This is a genomic window from Rhizobium binae (genome assembly GCF_017357225.1).
GTDB lineage: Bacteria > Pseudomonadota > Alphaproteobacteria > Rhizobiales > Rhizobiaceae > Rhizobium > Rhizobium binae.
Map to the genome: position 1 here is coordinate 273,799 of NZ_CP071607.1, position 15,063 is coordinate 288,861.

Annotated in this window: 9 protein-coding genes and 1 riboswitch; of the genes, 5 read left to right on the plus strand and 4 right to left on the minus strand. The window is 62.0% G+C overall.

What is annotated here, in order from left to right:
- Window positions 1-95: 95 nt before the first annotated feature.
- Genes thiD through thiM form a run of 3 tightly spaced genes read right to left on the minus strand, consistent with a single transcriptional unit; the run spans window position 96 to window position 2,343 of the window.
- Entirely contained in the window at window positions 96-911 is an 816-nt protein-coding gene (thiD, locus tag J2J99_RS28180) for a bifunctional hydroxymethylpyrimidine kinase/phosphomethylpyrimidine kinase (protein WP_168300556.1), read from the minus strand.
- Window positions 908-1,543, minus strand: coding sequence for a thiamine phosphate synthase (thiE, locus tag J2J99_RS28185; protein WP_168300557.1), 636 nt, complete (start codon window positions 1,541-1,543; stop codon window positions 908-910). Before thiE ends, thiD begins: the two co-directional genes overlap by 4 nt.
- Window positions 1,540-2,343: a hydroxyethylthiazole kinase gene (thiM, locus tag J2J99_RS28190; RefSeq protein ID WP_168300558.1), complete on the minus strand. Its 804-nt coding sequence runs from the start codon at window positions 2,341-2,343 to the stop codon at window positions 1,540-1,542. Before thiM ends, thiE begins: the two co-directional genes overlap by 4 nt.
- A gap of 41 nt (window positions 2,344-2,384) precedes the next feature.
- A riboswitch (TPP riboswitch) is annotated at window positions 2,385-2,481 on the minus strand.
- Between the two features lie 670 nt (window positions 2,482-3,151).
- On the opposite strand from thiM, the gene J2J99_RS28195 reads away from it, so the two are divergent.
- From J2J99_RS28195 to J2J99_RS28210, 4 genes are all read left to right on the plus strand, one after another.
- Window positions 3,152-3,763, plus strand: a complete 612-nt coding sequence (locus tag J2J99_RS28195) for an invasion associated locus B family protein (protein WP_168300559.1) — start codon at window positions 3,152-3,154, stop codon at window positions 3,761-3,763.
- A gap of 13 nt (window positions 3,764-3,776) precedes the next feature.
- A complete protein-coding gene (locus J2J99_RS28200; RefSeq protein WP_168300560.1) occupies window positions 3,777-5,498 on the plus strand; it encodes a ShlB/FhaC/HecB family hemolysin secretion/activation protein in 1,722 nt (573 codons plus the stop codon).
- A 79-nt stretch (window positions 5,499-5,577) separates the two neighbouring features.
- Window positions 5,578-6,132, plus strand: coding sequence for a hypothetical protein (locus J2J99_RS28205; protein ID WP_168300561.1), 555 nt, complete (start codon window positions 5,578-5,580; stop codon window positions 6,130-6,132).
- A 98-nt stretch (window positions 6,133-6,230) separates the two neighbouring features.
- Window positions 6,231-14,081 carry a hemagglutinin repeat-containing protein gene (locus J2J99_RS28210; protein ID WP_246735415.1) on the plus strand — a complete coding sequence of 2,617 codons (7,851 nt, stop codon included), beginning with the start codon at window positions 6,231-6,233 and terminating at the stop codon, window positions 14,079-14,081.
- Between the two features lie 189 nt (window positions 14,082-14,270).
- On the opposite strand, the gene J2J99_RS28215 is transcribed toward J2J99_RS28210, so the two are convergent.
- Window positions 14,271-14,558, minus strand: a complete 288-nt coding sequence (locus J2J99_RS28215) for a hypothetical protein (protein WP_168300562.1) — start codon at window positions 14,556-14,558, stop codon at window positions 14,271-14,273.
- A 24-nt stretch (window positions 14,559-14,582) separates the two neighbouring features.
- Here J2J99_RS28215 and J2J99_RS34535 point away from each other — a divergent pair, with 24 nt between their 5' ends.
- Entirely contained in the window at window positions 14,583-14,708 is a 126-nt protein-coding gene (locus J2J99_RS34535; protein WP_259665731.1) for a hypothetical protein, read from the plus strand.
- Window positions 14,709-15,063: the final 355 nt, after the last annotated feature.

The window sequence follows — 15,063 nt, forward strand, 5'->3', positions numbered from 1 at the left end:
GCCGCTTTGGTTGCGTTATCAACGCAGGGTTGCATACGCGAAAACGGCCCGGGGAGACCGGGCCGTTCGATGTAGCTGTTCGTCGAGTTCAGCGCTTATGCGCCGTCTTTCCAGAGTGCATGAAAATGCTGCACCGGCCCGTGGCCTGAGCCGACAGTGAGGTGTCCGGCCGCCGCGACCGCGCCGGCAAGATAGTCCTTGGCGATGGCGACGGCCTCTGGCGCCGAGGCGCCCTTGGCAAGCTCGGCCGCCAGCGCGCTCGATAACGTGCAGCCGGTGCCGTGCGTATTCTTGGTCGGCACGCGCCGGGCTTCGAACCAGTGCAGCCCGTCGACGGCGGCCAACACGTCGGGGCTCTCGTCGCTGTCGAGATGGCCGCCCTTGACCAGTACAGAGGCCGGGCCGAGGGCGCGCAACTGTTCGGCCTGCGCCGCCATCTCCGTCCGGTTCGTCGCGACCGGCTGATGCAGCAGTGCTGCGGCCTCCGGCAGGTTCGGGGTCAGTAGCGTGGCAAGCGGCAGCAGCCGGAGGGTCAGCATGTCGACCGCTTCGGGCGCGAGCAGGGCGGCGCCGCCTTTGGCGATCATGACCGGATCGAGGACGACGGGAACGCTGCGACCTTTGGCGGTAGAAAGTGCGGCGGCGACGGCTTCGGCGATGGCCGCATTGGCAATCATGCCGATCTTGACGGCATCGACGCGCACATCGGCAAAGACGGCATCGATCTGATCGGCGACGAATGGAGGCGGCACCAGATGCACGCCGCTCACCCCTTGGGTGTTCTGCGCCGTCAGCGCCGTCAGCACCGCCATGCCGTAGACGCCGCGGGCGGAAAAGGCCTTCAGATCGGCCTGGATGCCGGCGCCGCCCGAGGGATCGGAGCCGGCGATGGAGAGGACGTTGCGGATCATGCCGGGACCTTTCGGATTTCTGCGGCGATGCGGCGTGTGGCGGCTTCGGGGTCCGGGGTGCCGCAGATTGCGGAGACGACGGCAAGCCCCTTGGCGCCGGCGGCAAACACTTCTGCTACATGCTCCCCCTTGAGGCCGCCGATGGCGACCGAGGGCACCGGCGAGGCCTGCACCAGCCGTGCCAGGCCGTCAAAGCCGATCGGCTGCTTGTGGTCGGCCTTGGTCGGCGTCGCAAAGACCGGGCCGACGCCGGTGTAGTCGACGAGATCGGGATCGACAGCGGCTGCCAGCGCCTCGGTTTCGACCGAGAGGCCGAGGATCATGTCGGGACCGATCATCGCGCGCGCGGTGCGCGCATCCATGTCGTCCTGGCCGATATGCAGGCCATCAGCGCCGATGGCGATCGCCGCTTCGATGTCGTCATTGACGATGAGGCGGGTGCCGGTGCCATCGAGCGCCTGCTTCAAGGCGCGGCCGGTCTCGATCATCCCCGGCGTGCCGGCCCGTTTGTCGCGCAGTTGCACCATCGTCGCGCCACCGGCAACGGCAAGCCGGGCGGTCTCGACCATGCCGATCGGGGCGCAGAGATCCGGATCGAGGACGAGATAGAGCGAAAGGTCGAAAGCCTTCATGCGATCGATACCCTGGCTCTCGCATCCAGCGCTTCACCGTCGAGTACGGCCAGCGCATCGAGGAAGCGCCAGGCGAACGAGCCGGGACCGGCCGCCCCGAGTGCGGCATCTTCGCCGGCGACGGCAAAGGTTGCGAGCGCAGCGACCGTCGCCCCGAACAGATCCCCGGGCGCAGTGGCGGCGAAGGCGCCAACGAGGCAGGTGAGCGAGCAGCCGAGCGCGGTGACCTGCGGCATCAGCACCGATCCGCCCTTGATGCGCACCGATCTCGCGCCGTCGGTCACGAAATCGACGGCGCCGGTGACGGCGACGATGGCCTGCTGCCGCTCCGCGAGCCGGCGGGCCGAATCCTCCGCCTGCTCGACCGGATCGCGACTGTCGACGCCCTGGCCGCGGCTCTCCCCGCCGGCAAGCGCGATGATCTCGGAAGCATTGCCGCGAATGATCGTGGGCTTCAGCGCCAGCAGATCGGCAACCGCTTGGCGGCGAAAGGCCGTCGCATAATGCGCCACCGGATCGAGCACCCAGGGTTTGCCGGCTGAGGCCGCTGCCTTCGCCGCCGCCCGCATGCCGTCGAGCCATTGCGTCGACAGCGTGCCGATATTGACGGTCAGTGCGCTCGCGATGCCGGCGAATTCGCCGGCTTCCTCAGCCGCATGCACCATGGCGGGCGAGGCGCCGGAGGCAAGCAGGACATTGGCGGCGATGTTCATGGCGACGTAGTTGGTGATGCAGTGGACGAGCGGCGGCTTTTCGCGCATCGCCTCCAGCATGGCTCCCGAGGTGGTCTTGCTTTGCATATCGCCCCTTTCAGGCGGGGCAGGCGCGGGGCAGCGTGTACGGCGATCCCCGAGCGACTCCCTCCGCCGGCATTATCCGGTTCAGGTTCGAAGGGTGCTTCTCAGCCCGTCTGTCGACGAACGCCCCTGTCTCTCATCGTGCTCTTTTTCGCAGAGAACGGCGCGGATGTCATCTCGAAAATGACAGTCCCGCGACGGCGCGGCGCGTGAAGCCGTTTACGGCGGCCTCGCCTTTGACGGGGCGGAGTTCGTTGCCGATTCGCCTCCATGCCAGGTTTTCCCGAATGGTTTTCGTCGATTCCGGTCCGGGCGGCGCCGGTGGATTGCCGTATCGCCAAACGGTTGTCCTCTCTATTCCGGCAGAGATAATAGTATCAACCGGCGGTGTAATGAATCTCGCGAATACATCTCTGTATTTATGGGCGGCGTTGAGGAGCGATGCAGGCCTTTCGGAACGCTTCTTCTTCAAAATGAGTTCGGCTCATCTTTCCACGAACTTTTCCGGGTTTCCGATTATTCATCCTATCCGTCTATGCTGATGATTTGCAATGAAAACGAGCAGACGACCAGCCTCGCGTAAGTTGCGCGGCGTCTCTTGTCCCTCGCCAGCCGGTTTAGTCAAATTCCGGAATCTGCTGGCGATTCTGTTGGCATAGCAATCTCGGGCAGGCTGGACCTCATCTCCCGAAACGCGAACCAAATACCTAACGCAAACTTTACCGTGCTAACACGTTAGGGTTGACCGAAGTGCGGACTGCAAAGATATGACGATTCAACAGAATAAAAACTTCCTGAAGTTGCATTTTAAATGAAAAAACTTTTGAAAAGCGGCATGAAGCGGGGCATCCGGATGATCGCCCCGGTTCCGATGTTCATTGCTTGTGCCAATCCGTCTTTTGCGCAATCTCCGGCGCCTGCGGCTCAGGAACCGGAACAGGTGCAGGCCAAGCCGGCGCCGCCGGCGATGAAATCGCAGAAATTCGACGACTGGTATTATCGCTGCACCGGCTCTGACGGTGCCGAGGCGTGCGAAGTCGCACAGGTCGCGCAAGTCGCCAAGGACGGCAAGCCGGTCAATGTCCTGACGCTGGCGATATCGGCGCCGCCGGCCGGACCGGCCGACAAGGGCAAGCCGCGGCTGGTGCTGACCGCCCTCCTGCCGCTCAACGTCTTCCTGCCCTCGGGCCTGTCGATCAAGGCGGACGGCAAGCTCGTCGCCAAGTTCGACTACCGCAACTGCAACCACACCGGATGCTGGGCGCAGTTGGCGCTGGATAACAGGACGGCTGCGGCGCTGAAGAAGGGCGCAGGTGCCGAAGCGCTGGTGCGGCTGATGAACGGCCAGGACGTCAATATCCGGTTCTCGCTGAAAGGGCTGAAACCGGCCCTCGACCGACTTCAGTCCATCGCCGCGAAGTAGCCGAATTTCACAGATGACCATAGAAATTCGATATCTTCTGGTTGCCGGGGCTGCCCTCGTAGGGGCTATCGCCCCTTCCTACGCGCAAACGCCTGCCGACGACTTCAACCGCCGCCAGGAGGAGCAGTCGCAGAGGCAGCGGCTGGATGCCCTTCGGCAGGCCACACCGGGCGGTGGCGCGCAGACGGAAAACGGCGCTTTGCCCGCCGGCGGCGGCAACGGCGCCTGCTTCGACATCGCGCGGGTCGAGATCGAGGGGGCGAACCTGCTGTCGGCGCAGGAGATCGGCAAGGTGACGGCGCCATACGGCAATCGCTGCGTCGGCCTCGCCGAGATCAATGCCGTGCTGAGGGATGTCACCCATCTCTATATCGACCACGGTTATGTCACCTCGCGCGCCTATGTGCCGCAGCAGGATATCCGCAAGACCAGGATCCTGCGCCTGCTCGTTGTCGAAGGCACGCTGTCGGACATCTATCTCAACGGCCAGAAAGTCGCCGGCAACGCTTCGCTGGCGACAGCCTTTCCCGGTCTGATTGGCCGCGTCGTCAATATCCGCGATATCGAGCAGGGACTCGACCAGATGAACCGGCTGCAGGCCAACGACGCCAAGTCGGCCATGCTGCCCGGCCCGAAGGACGGAACGTCGATCCTCAATATCGAAAACCACCCGGGACGGCCCTGGCACGTCTCCTTCGGCAACAACAATATGGGGCAGGAGAGCACCGGTTTTTCCCGCAGCTCGGCCTCGCTCGGCTATGACGATCTGCTCGGCATCAACGACCAGTGGAACTTCTCATACGAGCATAGCGGTCCGGACTATCCCTGGGAGAATGACGGAAACGGCTATGGCAACAGCTATTCCGGCAGCGTCAGCGTCCCGTACGGTTATTCCACGGTGTCGCTGAACGGCTCCTGGTATCAGTATGAAAGTGCGGTCGAAGGAAACTTCAGCACGCTCGAAACCTCCGGCAATTCGGGGCAGGCGGGTGTCGGCATCGATCGCGTCGTCTTCCGCGACCAGGATTCGATCACCACCGTCCGCGGCGGCCTGACCTACAAGCAGACCAACAACTTCCTGCTCGGCAATCTGATCGAGGTCGGCAGCCGCCGCTATACGGTCGGCGATATCGGCATTTCCCATTCGCGGCGCATGTTCGGCGGCATCTGGATGTTCGACGCCAGCTACGACAAGGGGCTCGGCCTCTTCGATGCGGTGCAGCCGGGGGACCCCGGCGCCGGCAATGCCGATCCGCGATTTTCGAAATTCAATGCCACCATCAGCGTCACGCAGCCGTTCCAGGCCCTCGGCCGGCAGTTCGAACTGACCTCGCTCGTCAGCGGCCAATATTCCCGCGACAATCTCCTCGGTGCCGAACAGATGTCGCTCGGCGGCTACAGCAATGTCCGCGGCACCCGCGAAAGCGTGCTCTTCGGCAATAACGGCGTGTTCAGCCACAACGAGATCGTCTGGCGAACGGGGTCCAACCAGGGCGGCGGCGCGGCTGCGAAAGCATTCGGCGAGCTGCGCCCCTATCTCGGCTTCGATTACGGCCACATCTATGCGCAGCAGCGCCTCGATATATCGGGCGGTGATCTCGCCAGCTGGACGGCCGGCATCAGGATGGTCGGCGGCAATATCAGCGCCGACCTCGGATATTCCGACATTGTTGCAAGCAGCCTCGACGGTGTCGACGGCGGGCTCTTTTATTTCAACGCATCCACGCATTGGTAACGAAAGCAGGAAAATGACCATCCGCAGCATCTCGACGAACAAGCCCGTCAAAACCCTTTCAAGGTCGACGGAGTTGCTTATGCGCATCGTGCGTTTTCCAACCCTTCTGCTGCTGGCGACGACGTTGGCATCCTGCGTCACCACGAGGACAGACCCCCGTCTGATCGCCGCCCTTCAGCGGACGTCCGTGCGCGAGATCCGGATCGAGCTGGCTCCTGACGTCAAGACATTCGGCTTCGGCGACAAGCCGGACCAGCAGGTCCAGGAGGCGGTTCACACCCTTCAGGCTGCGATGACGAAGGAACTGATCGGCGTGCCGGGCGGCCCCAACCGGGGCAGGCTGGTCGTCACGCTGCATGTGTTTGACGTCACCACCAAGCAGGCCCGGATCATCGGCGGTCACGACAGCATGATCGATGGGACCGTCCGGCTGGAGGATGCCAAGACCGGACAATTGATCGCCGAAGCGCAAAATATCCATGGTGAAGACCTCTCCATGCGCGGAAGCGGTTACGGCGTGATCATCGCCGTCGCCGTCAATGCGGCGACGACATCAGGTGCGCCTGACATCATGGCGCAGCGCCTGTCCAAATCCTTCACCCGCAACGTGAAGACCTGGCTTACCCAGAAATAGGACCGCAACAGGGCGAGGCGCTGCCGCGGCAAAGGCGGCGCCGAGCCATGATCGACGTCGAGACACAAAACCAGTTGGGCGTATGGAAAGACGAAACGATGCGTGAAAAATCCGATCTTGGTTCGAACGGCAAGGGCCTTGCTTACAGGCTCGTCAATTTCGCCCATCGCTCGCTTGCCATGGTGCTCAGCGCGCTGCTGGTCTTCCAACCGATGCTTGCCAATGCCCAGTCGGTATCGGCCAGCAGCACGGCGCCGGCGGCCAACCAGCCGGGCGTCGGTGCGGCGCCGAACGGCGTGCCGCTCATCGACATCGTCACGCCGAACAGCAAGGGTCTGTCGCACAACAAATACGACAATTTCAACGTCGGCACGCCTGGGCTGATCCTCAACAACTTCAAGGGCGAGATCGGCAATTCCAGTCTCGGCGGCGTCACGCCTGGCAATGCCAATCTCAACACATCGGGGCCGGCATCGGTCATCCTCAACGAAGTCACCAGCGGCAACCGCTCAGCATTGGACGGCGCAATCGAGGTGTTCGGCGGGCGCGCCGATGTCGTCATCGCCAATCCGAACGGCATCACCTGCGACGGTTGCGGCTTCATCAACACGCCGCATGCCACATTGACGACGGGAGCGCCCGACATCGGCGCCGACGGCAAGCTCAACGGCTTTACCGTCAATGGCGGCGATGTGACCTTCGGCTCGAACGGCGGCAATTTCGCCGCCGGCCCGGGCGCGGTCGACCTGTTCGACATCGTTTCGCGCACCGTTCACGTCAACGGCCCGGTCTACGGCAAGGACCTTCGCGTGACCGCCGGACGCAACAAATTCGACTACGCGACCGGCCAAGCCCAGGCGCTTGCTCCGATTTCCGGCACGCCGGAATATGCGATCGACGGCACGGCACTCGGCGCCATGCAGGCCGACCGCATCAAGATCGTTGTCACCGAGCACGGCGCCGGCGTGCGCATGAGCGGCGATCTTGCGGCCAACACCAACGAGCTGTCCCTGTCGGCCGACGGCAAGATCTCGCTCGGCAACGTCTCCGGCAAGCAGGGCGTTTCGGTCTCCTCGAAGGCGAAGGTGACGGCTTCCAAGGTCACCGCGAAGGCCAAAGTCTCCCTTCAGGCGGACCAGGGCATCACCCTCGATACGGTCGCCGCCGATGACGATATCCTGCTGTCCAGCGGCAGCGGATTGTTGAGTGTCGGCGGCGAAGTGAATAGCGCCGCCAAGGTTGAGATGACATCGGCCGCCGGTATTGCCGCCGGCAGCGTCATGGCCGGCAAGGCGCTCAGCCTGTCCGCCGCGGAGGGCGACATCCAGATCGCCGATGCGGTCAAGAGCGCCGAGGCGCTGACGATGACCGCGACATCGGGCGCGATCGCCGCGGCCTCGCTTGTCAGCGGCAACAATCTCACGCTGTCGGCCGGCGCCGAAATCGCCATATCGGGCGATGTGCTGGCCGAGGGCGACGTCACCGCTTCGGGCCGCTCGATCGCAGCCGCGACGATCGCCTCCGGCGTCGATCTCGCCGCCACCGCCCAATCCGCCAATGCCGCACTGGTGCTGCAGCCGGCGGGCGACATAAGCCTTGCCGCCGCAAATGGTTCGATCACCGTCTCCAACGCGCTGATGAGCAGCGGCGATCTTTCGGCCGATGCCAGCCAGAATCTCGCCTATAGCAAGCTGCAGAGCCTCGGCAGCGCCGTTCTCTCCGCTGCCGGCCAGATCAGCTACGGCAATCCCACCAGCACCGCCGGCGATCTTACGCTGACCACCGCCAATGTCGACCTCTCCAATGGCGGCGCAGGCAACATCGCCGCCGGCGGCACGCTGACGCTCAATGCCGATAGCGCCAATCTCAGCAACAACAGCATCACGCTCGGGGGACTCACTCTCAATCTATCAGATGCTGCCGATCTCAGCGGCACCAGGATCAACGCCGTCACCAATGCCGGCGGTTCGGGCGACATCGCCATCAACGCCGGCGGCCTCTCCACCTCGGCCGGCACGTCGCTGCTCGCCGCCCATGACCTGACCCTGACGCTGCCGTCGCTGGCCAATGCCGGGCAATTGGCCGCCGGCCACGATCTGACGTTCAACATTTCCGGCAACGTCACCAACAGCGCCACCGGCCTTGCCTATGCCGGCAACGATGCCCGCCTGTTCATCGGCGGCGTGCTCACCAATGATCAGGGCGCCATCCTCGCCGGCCACGACCTCGAGATCGCCGGGACGGCATCGGGACTGAGAAACAGTACTGTCACCAATATCTCCGGCCTCATCCAGGCCGGAAACGACATGTCGATCCTGACCGGCAACCTGACCAACGAGCGGACGGCTGCGCCGCAATGGACGACCGGCGTCCTGGTTTCATCAGGCGTCGTCACCGGCTTCACGCTCAACCCCGTCGCCGCCGGCCTGCCTTTCGGCTACCTCGAGACCGCCGATCAGAACATGTACCAGCTCTATGCCGGGGTCGATCCGGCGCTGTGGCAGGATTATCAGCCGCTGCTCTGGTCGAAGGCGACGCTTGCCGACGGCACCACCTACCGCGCGTGGACCTGGATATCGGCCGACGGCCCGGAAAAGGTCGGCCCGATCATCGACTGGATCAGGGCCCGGGTGCCGAGGGACGCGAACGGCAATCCCGTCGTCGATCCCAACAATCCGTCGCGCTATTTCATCGTCGACGAGGTCAATTTCAGCGGCTCGGACGAGAGCACCACCTACACCTGGGATTGGTCGTCCCATCTCAGCCAGTCGGTCTACGAGGACCGCCTGGTCGGCACGCTCAGCCCGGAAGCGACGATCCGGGCGGGCGGCGACCTCAGCATCGACGCCACCAGTCTCAGCAATGCCTACAGCTCGATCGAGGCCGCCGGCGACGCGACGCTGAAGGGCTCGACGCTTGACAATACCGGCGTCAGCCTTTTCCGCACGACGACGACGACCTGCCATGCCCAGGGCGCCTGCACCGCCTATAATGCCAACGGCACCGCCAATCCCTCGAAGAACATCGCCAACGGCACGACGATCGTCAGCTCGGTCGAGGCGATCGGCGGCGTATCGGCCAACATCAAGGCCGGCGGCGCGCTCTCCGTCGATTTCGGCAGCGTCAGCAACACGTCGGCGGCCGGATCGATGGCCGGCGGCGCCAGTGTGGCGGCAACAGGCAATCCCGGCGACCCGCTCTCGGCTCTCACAGGCCTGACCGCCGGCGGCGCGCTGTTCAACGTCAATTCGGGGCTCGGCGGTGCCGCCCTTGCGCCTCCCGCCAACCCGAACTCCGGCGGCTTCGGCGGCAACATAGCGGGACAGGTCTTCCTGTTCGAAACCCGCACAGCCTATCTCGATGTCGGCAAGTTCTATGGCTCCGGCTATTTCATGGACCGCATCGGCTATCAGCCGGAGACGACGGTTCCCTTCCTCGGCGATGCCTATTTCGAGAACCAGCTGATCGACACGCAGTTGCGGCAGCTCGTCGGCGAAGGGCTTGGCAGAAGCACCTTTATCGCCGGCGACAGCGCCATCGAGCAGATGAAGACGCTGCTCGACAACGGCGTGACCTATGCCAAGGATCACCACCTGGCCGTCGGCCAAGGCCTCACGCCTGAGCAGGCGGCGGCCCTCACCAAGTCGATCGTCCTCTATCAGTTCCAGACCGTCAACGGCGTCCAGGTGCTTGCACCCGTCGTCTACGTCGCCGCCGCCGACCGGCAGAAGCTTTCCAGCGCCGGCGCCGCCATCGCAGGCGGCTCGGTCGACATGAATGCCGACAATCTCGACAATTCCGGCCTGATCGCGTCGGCCGGCAGCCTTGCCGTCTCCGGCAGCGCCATTGAGGGCAGCGGCACGTTCCTGTCGCGCGGCGACACGGCGCTCAACGCCACCAACGGCATCACGCTCGCCGCCCAGACCATGACGATCGGCGGCCAGAACGTCGTCAACACCAATGCCGGCGTGACGGCAGGCGGCGCTCTGCAGCTTGCCGGCGGCAGCGGCGACCTCGCACTGAAGGGCGTCAAGGTCAATGCCACAGGCGACGCCACGCTCTCCGGCAAAAATGTAACGCTGGATGCCGCCAAGGTCGAAAACGACGGCCAGCCCGCGATGACCGCAGGCGGTCACGCTGAGAATGCCACTGGCAGCCAGGTCACCAGCGGCGGAGCCTTGACGATCAAGGCCACCGACAATGTCAATATCATCGGCAGCTCCGCCAAGGCGGGCACGACGCTCGATGTGACCGCTGACAACGGCTCGGTGGCCGTCGTGTCGACCGATGTCGCCCGCGACAACCAATCCGGCTACACCAGAACCCTTTCCACCGACCAGCAGCAATCGCAGCTTTCCGCCGGTACAAATGCGACGATCAAATCAGGCGACGACATCCTGCTCTCCGGCTCCTCCGTCAAGGCTGACGGCAATGTCGCGCTGACCGCCGGCGACGACATCAACATCACGGCCGCCCAGGAGCATTCCGCATCGACCTTCGGCAAGAAATCCGCCTCGTCGATCACTCATGTCGGCTCGGAGATATCGGCCGGCGGCGACCTCTCGGTGACCGCAGGCAACGGCAGCGGCGATCACGACCTCAACATCGTCGGCAGCCAGCTTGCCGCCGACGGCAAGCTCGCTCTCAAGGCCGACGGCGACGTGACGATCGCCGAAGCCACCGACACCGCGACCCTCGACACCAGGCTCAGCATCAAGGGCGGGTTCCTCGGCGGAAGCGAGAAGACGACCACCCATCTGGAAACGACGACGGCCGTCGGCTCCGCCATATCAGGCGGCGGCGGTGTCGACATCACCTCCGGCAAGGACACGGTCATCTCGGCCTCGAAGATCGAGGCCGGCGACGAGGACCATGATGCCGATCTGAACATCACCACCAAGGGTGACCTGATCATCGCCTCCGGCAAGGACACCAGTGCCAAGGACGACAAGGGCTCGCGCAGCGGCTTCCTGTCCAAGGGCTCGTCCAGCCACAAGAGCTACGATGAGACGACGGTCGCCTCCGAGCTTGGCGCATCCGGCGATATCAAACTGGATGCCGGCGGCGCGGCGGTGATCGCTGGCTCCACGGCAGATGCGGACGGCTCGATTTCCGTCGAGGGCGACAGTGTCTCCATCATCGGAGCGCAGGAGACGCACGAGCTTGAGGAGCAGCGCAAGAAATCCGGCTTCGGCGTCGGCGGCGGCGGTGGGTTTATTTCGATCTACGGCAGTCAGCAGAACAGCGGTAAGCAGGCCTCCGAGCTCAACGTGGCATCGGTGCTGTCTGCCGGAACGGATGTGGCACTCAAGTCGCGCGAGACCGACGTCCACATCCTCGGCTCGCAGATCTCTGCGACCAACAACATCACCCTCGATGCGGCCCGCGATGTCAATATCACGCCGGGCGCCAAGAGCGCTTCTTCCGAGGAAAAAGAGAAACGCTCCGGCTTCGGCATTTCATTCGGCTCGAGCAGTGGGGGCTTCTCGGTTGGCATCGGCATGTCGTCGGTCGCCGACACTACGAAACAAGGTTCGCAGACCAACGCGATGGCCACCCTTTCCGCCGGCAACGACCTGACGATCAAGGCCGGACGCGACGCCAATCTGCAGGCCGCCGATATCTCGGCCGATCGTGATGTTGCGATCACTGCTGAACGCGACGTCAATCTGTTCTCGGCGCAAGACCAGACCAACTACGAACACCTGCATGAAGAGTTCTTCGCGGGTATCAGCCTGTCGGTCTCAACCTCCTTGATAAGCGCGGCTGACAGCGTGAGCGGCGCGGCGCAGAATCTTGCAAATATCTCTGATGGGTATTCCGCAGCAAACGCCGCCTTTGCCTCACTCAAGGCCTATGATGCGCTCGACAAGATTGCAAAGGGTGGCAACGTCGCGTCGGCGTCGCTCACAGTAGGATTCACTTATCAGAAGGAAAAGGAGGCGGCGCAAACCTCTGCTCCGGTCCTGACAGACATACGCGGAGGGCGGTCTGTAACGATCGAGGCAATCTCCGGGGATCTCACGAGTCATGGAGCACAAATCGCTGCGGGTTACGATGCTGATGGCGATGTCGTTATCTCCGATGATGACAAAGCGGGTGATATTACGCTGAGGGCCGGCAAGGATATCATTCTCGAAAGTGCACAGGCGACCGATAGTTCGTCGATGAGCAGCAAGTCCGCAGGTGCAAGCTTGGGCGTTTCCGCCGGCCTTGGTATCAAAGGTATCAGTTCCGGCCTCACGGGCAGCGCTAATGCATCGGTCGGTAAATCCAACACTGATGGCACCACCCAGGTCAATAGCCACGTCAACGGTTCCGGTGATGTCACCCTGAAATCCGGAAACGATACGCGTCTCGCAGGTGCGGTTGTCTCCGGTGACACAGTGACTGCAGAAGTCGGTGGCGATCTCACAATTCTCTCGGTTCCCGACACGGGGACAAGTTCCAACCAATCCGCTTCCGGTGGTTTTAGCCTTGGCGGCGGGCAGCTTCTTTCCGGCGTGCAGATCGGCGGTGGCCGCGGTTCTGGCGAAACGAACTGGATCACGGAGCAGTCGGGCCTCCTCTCCAATGGAACGATGGACGTCACGGTCGGCGGCAATACCCATCTGGGCGCCGGAAAAATTGTCTCCGAATCGGGAGACCTCAAACTTGATACCGGCACGTTGACTTACGACAACTTCGATGGGCGGAAAGGATACGAGGGTTTCAGTATCGATCTCGGCATCGACCTTTCCAATGGCAAAGATGAGAACGGCAATTCCACCACCAACCACACACTGGAGGGCTCCTACCAGCTCGACGATACTCGCCAGACCGTTCGGGCCACCATCGGCGCAGGTGAAATCGTCATTCGCGATCAGGGCCAGCAGGCCGCACTCGAACAGGATGGTACATCCACGCGTCCGCTTGATGAACTCAACCGTGATCCCGACAAAGCTTGGGAGATCACGAAAGACAAGCATGTCGATCTCGATTTCTATCTCTCTAGCAACAGCCTGCGGGCTGTCGGAAATGGTATCAAGGAGGCGATCGAGCCGGGTGGCTTCATCGACAGGTATCTTCTCGGCAAAGAACTGACCCCGGAAGAGGTCGCGAATATCAAGTCCGGTCTGGACGCTCTTGCGAAAGGTGGATCCTTGGGAGGCTGTACCCAGCAGCAAGGATTCAACCTGTTCGATATGATCGTGACACCGGCATATGCTGACGGTTTCTCCACGGACTGCACCATCCGTCAGCGGGACGGCCAGCTCATTCATCTCGGTATCAAATCTTATCAGGACTGCCAGGATGCCATCTATGCTTACCTGAATACGATCGATGCTGAAAAGCGCTCGGATATCTTAAGAAACGCAGGTTTCGCCTTCGTCGTCGACCACCCGCTCGACATGGAAACTTGGACGAAAACTGACTGGCTTCTCGACGCAATCAAGAAACTCGATGGTGGTGACCCGGATGGTCCGAATGCCGAGGCTTATGCTCAAGGGCAAAATGCCGCTGCCCTTGTGGGCGAACAGCTAACCGGTAAACGCTGGAAGATCTGGCAGGACACCTCAATTTCCTGGAGCGTAAAGGTCGATCGACTGGAGGCGACCGGTCTCGACATCAACAGCGTAATCGCTATGGCAATGTTGGGAGGGGCTGCGGTAGGTGTCGGAGCGTTTGGCAGCGTAGCCAAGCTTCAAGATCACTATAATCGACATGGAAATGATTTTGGTGCCAAAAGCGCCGCAGAATACCAGGCCCAAGCGAAAGCGTTTTTGGGAGGCCCGATAACTCCTGGAATACTTGAGAAAACCCGGAGTAATGGTGATATCGTTCGTTACAATCCGACGACCGATGAATTTGGCGTTGTCTCTAGCGGCGGGATCATTCGAACGTACTACAAACCGGATCCAGCGGTTCACGGAAAAGGCAGCAACTTGGATTATTTCAATGCTCAATGAACAGACAAAATCGCAATGCCCGGTATGCGGCTATCCGGACTTGGATGAACCTCCCTATGACGAATGGGGAGATCCAACATTCAACATCTGTCCATGTTGCGGCACCGAATTTGGTTATGACGACGCTAGCGCCGCCCATTCCCAGCTTCGCGATGACTGGATCAGAAATGGAATGGTCTGGTGGAGCACCTATGTAAGACCACCTTCGCGGTGGAATCCACTCGACCAGTTAAAGCTTGCTGGCTTCAAGTAAGGCTGGGGAACCGAATTCTGTATGGAGATGGTCCAGTAGTGGCGGCCATCTTTGGCCAGGGCAACCTGGCCAAACGGCATTTCCGTCAAGCTTGAACGCAGTACGAAATCGGGGAAACCGGCGCGATTCGTCGTGACCGACGACATGAAGGGCGAACTCACAAAGGTCGAAGTCACCACGAACGAGAAGGTCGATCCGGAGGTCGACGTCAGCAACACCTGCACGTTCTATTTCCGGAGGATATGGTCATGGAAGAAGTCCGTCTTCCATCTGATCACATCGAGGCTTCCAGCATGGCGCGCACGTGGTCGCACGAAGCCGTGAACCTCTTCAGAAGGGTGATGGCGGGAGAAGAATACGAAGGGGTGGTCTAGCTAGGCGGGTACATGGCCGTTGATGACGTTCGAATCTTGATCATATGCAAGACGTACCCTTCCCCAAGCGGAAGGTATGCGGAGACGACCTGAAAGATCTATCCTCAATGCAGACAACCAACCCGCCGGGATCATCTCCATACACTCAACGTGATACTGAATATGCAAAAGAGCTTGTAAAGGTTCTTGACGATGCCCTCAAAAGGTAAGTTTTTTCGAGATCTTGTCCAACGCTTGGTAAGCGATGCAGAGACCCCATCTGGCGAGGTTGATGTTGAGGGTCTATTCGTGCCTGAGCGATGAATGAGCTTTGGTATGAACTTCTATGTCTGCACCTATGTCCGAAGCTAGAAGC

Bases quoted from the DNA above. Each gene is read 5' to 3' on its own strand.
- J2J99_RS28200 (WP_168300560.1), top strand. From the start codon at position 3,777: ATGACCATAGAAATTCGATATCTTCTGGTTGCCGGGGCTGCCCTCGTA.
- thiM (WP_168300558.1), bottom strand. From the start codon at position 2,343: ATGCAAAGCAAGACCACCTCGGGAGCCATGCTGGAGGCGATGCGCGAA.
- thiE (WP_168300557.1), bottom strand. From the start codon at position 1,543: ATGAAGGCTTTCGACCTTTCGCTCTATCTCGTCCTCGATCCGGATCTC.
- J2J99_RS28205 (WP_168300561.1), top strand. From the start codon at position 5,578: ATGCGCATCGTGCGTTTTCCAACCCTTCTGCTGCTGGCGACGACGTTG.
- J2J99_RS34535 (WP_259665731.1), top strand. From the start codon at position 14,583: ATGGAAGAAGTCCGTCTTCCATCTGATCACATCGAGGCTTCCAGCATG.
- thiD (WP_168300556.1), bottom strand. From the start codon at position 911: ATGATCCGCAACGTCCTCTCCATCGCCGGCTCCGATCCCTCGGGCGGC.
- J2J99_RS28195 (WP_168300559.1), top strand. From the start codon at position 3,152: ATGAAAAAACTTTTGAAAAGCGGCATGAAGCGGGGCATCCGGATGATC.
- J2J99_RS28210 (WP_246735415.1), top strand. From the start codon at position 6,231: ATGCGTGAAAAATCCGATCTTGGTTCGAACGGCAAGGGCCTTGCTTAC.